This is a genomic window from Mesorhizobium sp. M1307, from assembly GCF_040318155.1.
Classification (GTDB): Bacteria; Pseudomonadota; Alphaproteobacteria; order Rhizobiales; family Rhizobiaceae; genus Mesorhizobium.
In genome coordinates this window covers 1-7,006 of the sequence record NZ_JAMYLR010000085.1, presented here as the reverse complement: position 1 = coordinate 7,006, position 7,006 = coordinate 1, and the positions used below count along the sequence as shown (strand labels likewise).

The 7,006-nt window shown below is 62.3% G+C and carries 6 protein-coding genes, 1 tRNA gene and 1 pseudogene; 2 read left to right on the top strand and 6 right to left on the bottom strand.

Annotated features, from left to right (window positions below; translation table 11 throughout):
* Window positions 1-377 precede the first annotated feature (377 nt).
* From tnpC to NKH16_RS34365, 6 genes are all read right to left on the bottom strand, one after another.
* A complete protein-coding gene (tnpC, locus tag NKH16_RS34390; protein ID WP_352749937.1) occupies window positions 378-1,910 on the bottom strand; it encodes an IS66 family transposase in 1,533 nt (510 codons plus the stop codon).
* A gap of 69 nt (window positions 1,911-1,979) precedes the next feature.
* Window positions 1,980-2,336, bottom strand: coding sequence for an IS66 family insertion sequence element accessory protein TnpB (tnpB, locus tag NKH16_RS34385; protein WP_023709031.1), 357 nt, complete (start codon window positions 2,334-2,336; stop codon window positions 1,980-1,982).
* A gap of 22 nt (window positions 2,337-2,358) precedes the next feature.
* Window positions 2,359-2,766 (bottom strand): IS66-like element accessory protein TnpA, encoded by a 408-nt coding sequence (gene tnpA, locus NKH16_RS34380; RefSeq protein WP_352822080.1) that lies wholly within the window; start codon window positions 2,764-2,766, stop codon window positions 2,359-2,361.
* 80 nt (window positions 2,767-2,846) lie between these two features.
* On the bottom strand, window positions 2,847-4,208 hold the full coding sequence (locus NKH16_RS34375; protein WP_352743727.1) for a UDP-N-acetylmuramoyl-tripeptide--D-alanyl-D-alanine ligase: 1,362 nt from the start codon (window positions 4,206-4,208) through the stop codon (window positions 2,847-2,849).
* Window positions 4,209-5,089: 881 nt separating this feature from the next.
* Window positions 5,090-5,166, bottom strand: a tRNA-Arg gene (locus tag NKH16_RS34370).
* Between the two features lie 47 nt (window positions 5,167-5,213).
* Window positions 5,214-5,906, bottom strand: coding sequence for a winged helix-turn-helix transcriptional regulator (locus NKH16_RS34365; RefSeq protein WP_352457625.1), 693 nt, complete (start codon window positions 5,904-5,906; stop codon window positions 5,214-5,216).
* 339 nt (window positions 5,907-6,245) lie between these two features.
* Between NKH16_RS34365 and NKH16_RS34360 the strand changes: the two genes are divergently transcribed.
* Together NKH16_RS34360 and NKH16_RS34355 are read left to right on the top strand one after the other, a co-directional pair.
* A complete protein-coding gene (locus NKH16_RS34360) occupies window positions 6,246-6,572 on the top strand; it encodes a DUF1330 domain-containing protein (protein WP_023677873.1) in 327 nt (108 codons plus the stop codon).
* 115 nt (window positions 6,573-6,687) lie between these two features.
* A pseudogene (locus NKH16_RS34355) lies at window positions 6,688-7,006 on the top strand (hypothetical protein); the annotation flags it as partial.

Here is a 7,006-nt window from a genome sequence, read left to right as displayed (position 1 = left end):
CTCCGCTAAACACGGGGGCTGCGCGGCGGACACGCCGACGTCACCGCAATGCCACGCCATTTTGCAGAACTTGACGCACACAACTTGGTTGGCGGCATCCAGCCGGCGCTACCCTGGTCACCCGGAGGCAGCAGAGATCGAATCAGGCGGCGAAGCACAATTTTCCGCCAAGTGCCTGAGACTGTTTGGTAGTGGAACCAGTCATAGGCGGAACTGATCTCCGGTCAATGTTTCTGCTTTGGTCCAAAAAAACAGCGAAATTCGACGAATCTCAACGTTTCGGGCACTCTCGATCTCAAAATCGATGCTATATCGCGGCGGACTAGCGTCCAAATTGCCGGCGCAAGCGCGTTACGACTTCATCGTAAGCGGTGTTCTCAGGCCACGGCCTTTAGCTCGGGCGCCCGGATGTAGGTCCAAGGCAGCAGGTCGTCGATCCGGCTGTTCGGATGGCTGTTGACGATCCTGGTGAGTACGTCGGCGAGGTAGCCGAGTGGCTCGACGCCATTGAGTTTGCAGGTCTCGATCAGCGACGCAATGACTGCCCAGTGTTCGGCGCCGCCGTCCGAGCCAGCGAAGAGCGCGTTCTTGCGGTTGAGCGCGATCGGGCGGATTGAGCGTTCGACGGTGTTGCTGTCGATCTCGATGCGGCCGTCGTCAAGGAAGCGTGTCAGGCCTTGCCAGCGCGAGAGCGTGTAGCGGATCGCCTCGGCGAGCTTTGTCTTCTGGCTGATCAGGCCGAGCTTCTCGCGTAGCCAGAGTTCAAGGTCGGCGACAATGGCACGGCTATTTTCCCGACGTACCGCACGGCGTTCATCGGCCGATCGGCCGCGGATATCATCCTCTATTCTGTAGAGCTCGGCGATCCGTCTCAGCGCCTCGCCGGCGATCGGCGCCGGTCCGGACACGGCCAATTCATAGAACCGCCGGCGAACGTGCGCCCAGCAGAAGGCGAGCGTCACGCCGCTCTTGTCGGCCAGCACACGATAGCCGCCATAGCCGTCGACCTGCAGGATTCCAGTGAAGCCTGCGAGATGAGCGATCGGACGCTCGGCCTTCCGATCGGGTGCATAGACATAGGCGACGCCCGGCGGGTCGCTCCCCTCCCATGGTCGGTCATCGCGGGCATAGGCCCAGAGCTGCCCGGTCTTGGTCTTGCCGCGGCCGGGATCGAGCACCGGCGCGGTCGTCTCGTCGGCAAAGAGTTTTGGTGAAGTCTTCAATTTGCCAAGTAGCCGCTCATGCACCGGACGCAGGTGCCAGGCGGCGCGGCCGACCCAGTCGGCGAGCGTGGAGCGATCGAGATTGATGCCCTGCCGGGCGTAGATCTGCGCCTGACGATAGAGCGGCAAGTGATCGGCATATTTGGAGACCAGCACCTGGGCGACCGTCGCTTCGGTCGGAAGACCACCTTCGATCAGCCGGGCGGGCGCCGGAGCCTGAACGACAACGTCCTCGCAGGCGCGGCAGGCATATTTGGGCCGGCGCACGACGATCACACGCAGCTGCGACGGCACGATGTCGAGCCGCTCGCTCACGTCCTCGCCGATGCGATGCAGACCATTGCGGTAGCACGGGCAGGCTTGATCCTCGATGTCGATGACCATCTCGACGCGCGGCAGATGGGGTGGCAGCGCGCCCCGGTTCGCTCGGCGCTTTGCGACACGCGCCTGACGTTCTCCAAGAGTGGTCTGTGCCTGCTCTTCGTCACCCGCGGCCTCGATCTGTTCGGCTTCCTCAAGCCCCAGCAGAAGCTGGTCTTCGGGCAGCGTCTCGGCACGCCGGCCGAAGCGGTGGCGCTGCAATTCCTTGATGATTTGGATCAGCCGGGCGTTCTCGACGTCGCGCGCCAGGATCATCGCCTTCAGCGCGTCCGGATCGTCGGGAAGCTGGTCAGCAGTCATCGCCATGACCGGATCAGACCATATTCGCCGACAGCCCGCGACAGCGGAATCCAGACTGATTCACTTCGTCGCGGGTCAGCCGGCCTGGGCTGGAACGCGGGTCCGGCGCGCCTCATGGACGCGCCGCCAGTCGAGACCTTCGAGTAGCGCCGAGAGCTGCGCGGCCGTCAGCCGCATCATGCCGTCATGCACTTTCGGCCAGCGGAACTCCCCATCCTCCAAACGCTTGGCATAGAGGCAGACGCCGGTGCCGTCCCAGAAGATCAGCTTGATCCGGTCAGTCCGCTTCGCCCGGAAGACGTAGACGGCCCCGCTGAACGGATCGGCCCCCATCGTCTCTCGCACCAGCGCCGCCAATCCCTCCGCGCCCTTGCGGAAGTCGACCGGCTTCGTCGCCACCATGACCTTGACCGCACCCGTCGGCCCGATCACGACGTCGCCTTCAGCGCGCGGATCACTGCGGCCCCGTCTTGGTATCGGCGCCCCGGCCGACGCGCATCGCGATGCCGTCGATCTCAAGCTCGATCATGCCGGCGTCTCGAGTGGCTTGCCGTTTCCGCTGCTTCGGTGGATGCCTGGTTACAGGCTCCGCTGCCGCCACAACCGCCGGCACGAAGGCAGGAGAATCTTGCTGCACCGAAGCGGCCTGTTTGCGCGCTTCGCGGCGCCAGGCGAAGACCTGCTGCGGCCTGAGGCCATACCGGCGGGCGACCTCGGAAACGACTGCGTTCGGCTCCAGCGTCTCCGCGATGATCCGCGCCTTGTCATCCACCGACCAATGACGCCGACCGCCGGCACCGTTGATCACCTCGAAACGCCGAGGCTGCCGATCCGGGTCAAGCGTAAGGTCAAGTCCAGACACAAGCCGATCTCCGATCCCAATACAGGATCGGCAACCTCACAGATCGCGACCACTCCCGAAAGGTGGTCCCACAACAGCGCTTACACTTCATCCAGGCCCATGGCGTTCGAAGCTTTCACAAGAAGGAGGTCCTTCGCGCGCAGGATAGTGGCGAGCTCGGGCAACACATCGTCTGCTGTCGCGAAGTGTGGGCCGAGGAGGTACTCCGGCAGGGCACGACGGAGATATGTCATCTGCGTCCCAACCGTCATCACCATATCCAGATCGGCCGCGAGAACGGGTTCCGCCAGACCGGCGTGAAATTCGGCCGATCGTGGCCCGAGTTCCCGCATGTCGCCAAGAAGGGCAAGCTTTCGGCCCCCACTTGCGCGCTTCCCCTCAGCGAGTGCCGCCAGCACGGCGGCCACCGATGTCGGATTCGCGTTGTAGGCCTCATCGACGACATGGACCTCGCCGGACGCGAGGGCGATGCGTATGACTTCGCCACGTCCGTGGATGGCCTGCACCTCCCCGAGCGCGTTGGTCGCAGCTCCCAGATCAAGGCCGAGCGAATCGACAGCCGCCAGCGCGCTGAGGCTGTTGACTGCCATGTGCCGCCCTGGATTACCTAGCTTGTAGGCGAAATCCCGGCCCTTCAGGACCGCACGCACCAGTTGATCTTCGTGCGAATAGTCCACGAGCCGGTAGTCGGCCTTAGCATGTTCACCGAAGGACACGACCTTCGCCCCGAACGACAGCGCGCGGGCTCGGAGATATTCGAAATGCTCGGAATCCCGAGGGACGATCGATGTGCCGCCCTCAGCGACATCGTACAGGCGGGCTTTCAACTTGGCGATGGCCTCACGCGAGCCGTACTCTTCGAGATGGGCGTCGCCGATCGTCATGATAAGAGCGACATGCGGCTTGAGCGCAGATACCTCAAGGAGCCGCCGAAAAAAGCCAATCGACACCTCGACAGCGTGGATGCCATCAGGGGAAAGGTTGGCGATCAGGCCGAGCACGCCGGAGACGGTATTGAAGTTTTCGCCCGGAAACGGTGGATAGCCAGCTGCGGTGAGAATGACGTTGATCATCGCCGTGGTGCTCGTCTTGCCGACGCTGCCGCCAACCGCGATCAGGCGTCCGCCGTAAGCAGACCGCGCTCGCTCGGCGAGATACTTCATGGCGACGCGGACCGAAGCCACCCGGAGCAACGGCAAGTCTTCGAAGTTGGGCCGGTACTCTCGGTCCGCGAGGAGCGCGAGCCCCTGTCGCCTGAAGCGCCTGATCTTCCTGGGGTGTACGCCGTAACGGTAGGTGCCAACGCGCGGGATGACGAGCGCGCCGGGGCCGATCAGTGCGTCGCAGAAGGCTATGCAGTCGGTCGTCCAGCCTTCCGGCAGGTCGCCTTCCCATATGCCTCCGGTGATCTCCGCAAGCTCAGCCTTCGTCCAAGGGTGCATTTCTCCCCCTGTCCCGCCGATCGACCCGCGCCTCGGCCACCTGGATGCGTGGCCGTCCGACACCCCGCCCTGTGGTTCGATCACTTTCAGCCAATTCCGCCCAATGTGCAATGGTTCCGGGTACCACCGGAGACCTTTGCCGGGTTCAAAGCGGCCTTCGCCAAGCCCGCTACTTTAACGACCACATCCGCAATCACTTTTGAGATCGTCTGGTTGGGACCGATCACGATCTTGGATGAGCGAAACCATCTGTTCGAACGCTAGTCACCTATTCATCGAGTTCAACGGCTCATGGTCGGGGAGACAGTGATGCAGCACCTCGCCAAGGTTTCGCTTGTCGAACGTCTGGCCACATACGGGGCAGAACTCGAAATATCCTGCTTCGTCGTTGGCCGGCGGCCCGTGGCGCTTGCCCTTGATGCCGGTTGCGGGGTTGTTGGTTCGATCTCGTCTCACGTTGGTCGCCACCGCGCGTAACTTTCATGGAGACGGGCCGACGGCCGATCGGGGTTACCTGCGGGCCGCCGGGCCTACCGGCTGCCAGTGGCGCTGCCGGGTAGAGCGAATAGTAGGCCATTTCATGCGTCATTACTAATATAATAAAATGATAGCGTTCCGTTCCTCTAGCCGCCAGACCGGGCGCGTCCATTCCCCCTATGATGCGGAGACGTCGACGCTGAAAAACGGGCAAGTTGATTGGGAACAACGATTACCTACCTCGATTTAGGCATCGTAGCGCCGCGCTTCGCAGCGGTTTTGGGCCGCTTCGCCCTTGGAATATGTGTGCCCAAAGTCTGAAGGTCTGCGAAATTCGCCGTACTTATTTCGCAAAAATCCTGCAAAAAAAGTACGGCGGCGGTTCGCTAAGTACTTGAAAAACATGGTGATCCCGACAGGAATCGAACCTGTGACCTACAGATTAGGAATCTGCCGCTCTATCCTACTGAGCTACGGGACCATCGCGCCCGACACATAACCGCTTCGGATCGTTTCGCCAAGAGGCAGCTAGGCCGCTCGTTTGGGTTCGACCGCGAACGGGCTCAGGCCCAGCCAGGTCTGCATTTTACGGGCGATATCCTGGTCTCCCGTCAAGATGACTTTCGGCCCTGCCTTCTCGACGGTGATCAGCCCCATCCAGATTTCGGTCATGGTGTGCAGGTCGGTCGAGACGTAGAGATCGACATCGAAGCCCGGGTCGTACCAGCAGAGGTCGACCTCGCCGTGCTTCTCGACGATCAGCCACCATGACCGTTTGGAGGCGGGGAGCTCCTGATACAGAAATTGTATCACCGTGCGCCCGTCGGGCAGCGGCGACGCGTTGAGATTGCGCCGCATGTCCCACATCAGCAGCGACGGATCGAGGTTCTTCAGCGACAGCCGCGACTCGACCCATTTCTGCCCCCAAAAGCCCATCGCCTCGACGACGGACCGCAAATCCCTGCCTGCCTCGGTCATCCGGTATTCGAAGATGCCTTTCTCGCCGCGCACCTCCTTGCGCTCGACGATCCCGGCCAGTTCGAGCTCCTTGAGCCTTTGCGACAGAAGGGTCGGCGACATTTTGGGGACGCCGCGGCGCAGATCGTTGAAACGGGTCGAGCCCGCCACCAATTCGCGAAGCAGAACCATGGTCCAGCGGGTGCACAGCACCTCGGCAGCCATCGATAACGGGCAGAACTGTTTGTATCCGGATTGGGTCATGATGTTGCCTTCCCCTCAAACTCAGCCGGGATCATAGGCCTTCTCCGGCGGCACGGCGAGTACAGAAACTGTACCGGCCCAGTGCGGTGGAATCGAAGTTCCTGCTTTCTGGGTGGCATCAGCGTTAGGAACTTCAAATCCAAAACCACACTGGAAATCCAAGCACTTGCTGGTGTGGCTTTTGAATCCGAAATTCGCTCGCTGCGTAGCTCCAAAGTGAATGCGAATTTCGGATTCGCCACACCAGTACAGATCGGGGACTGGCTGGCGCGACCCTTGCCATGCGACCCCTCTGCCGCTGCACGGGATACCCCTGTGCACGACCAGGAGACATGACCCATGACCGCTTACGTTATCGCAGACATCAAGGTGAGGGACCCGAAGTGGATGCCGGCCTATGCCGCGTCGGTCCACGACCTCGTTCACAAGCACGGCGGCAGATATCTGTCGCGCAGCGGCAATGTGAAGACGCTCGAAGGCAAGCCGCTCGACACGACGCTGATCGCCTTGATGGCGTTCCCGACCGAGGCAGCGGCGCGCGCCTTCACCGACGATCCTGCCTACGCACCCTTCGTTTCGGCCCGTCAGGGCGGCAGCGACAGCCGTTTCCAGCTGATCGACAATTCCGATCTGGCCGGAACCATCCCGTATCTGCCGAAGGGATGATCGGCATTCGTCGCATCGGGACAGGGATCTCCCAGCAACAACAGCCACAGCGCCCACCTGCCGGACCTCCTTACCTCCGGCGGCCGGCCGGGCTGTGCTTTTCAAGAAGAATGGAATGACTATGACAATCAACTTTCGCAATAGAGTTCTCGCTGCCGCGGCGCTGCTGTCGGCCTGCACTGCGTTGGCGCAGGCGCATCAGGCAGCGCCCGCGTCCGGTCCCAATCCGCTGGCCGACAAGGTACGCGCCGCCAACAGCCGCTTCGAGAATGTGGCGGCGGCGACCGCCGAGGGCTATGCGCCGATCCCCTGCGCCAGCGGCATCACCGGCGGCGCCATGGGCATCCATTACGTCAATCCCGGCTACCTCAAGGATGACGCGGTCGATGTCGCCAAGCCGGAAGCGGTGATGTACGAGCCGATGGCCGACGGCA

Coding starts and splice junctions, on each gene's coding strand:
- tnpC (WP_352749937.1), bottom strand. CDS start 1,910: ATGGCGATGACTGCTGACCAGCTTCCCGACGATCCGGACGCGCTGAAG.
- NKH16_RS34375 (WP_352743727.1), bottom strand. CDS start 4,208: ATGCACCCTTGGACGAAGGCTGAGCTTGCGGAGATCACCGGAGGCATA.
- NKH16_RS34365 (WP_352457625.1), bottom strand. CDS start 5,906: ATGACCCAATCCGGATACAAACAGTTCTGCCCGTTATCGATGGCTGCC.
- NKH16_RS34360 (WP_023677873.1), top strand. CDS start 6,246: ATGACCGCTTACGTTATCGCAGACATCAAGGTGAGGGACCCGAAGTGG.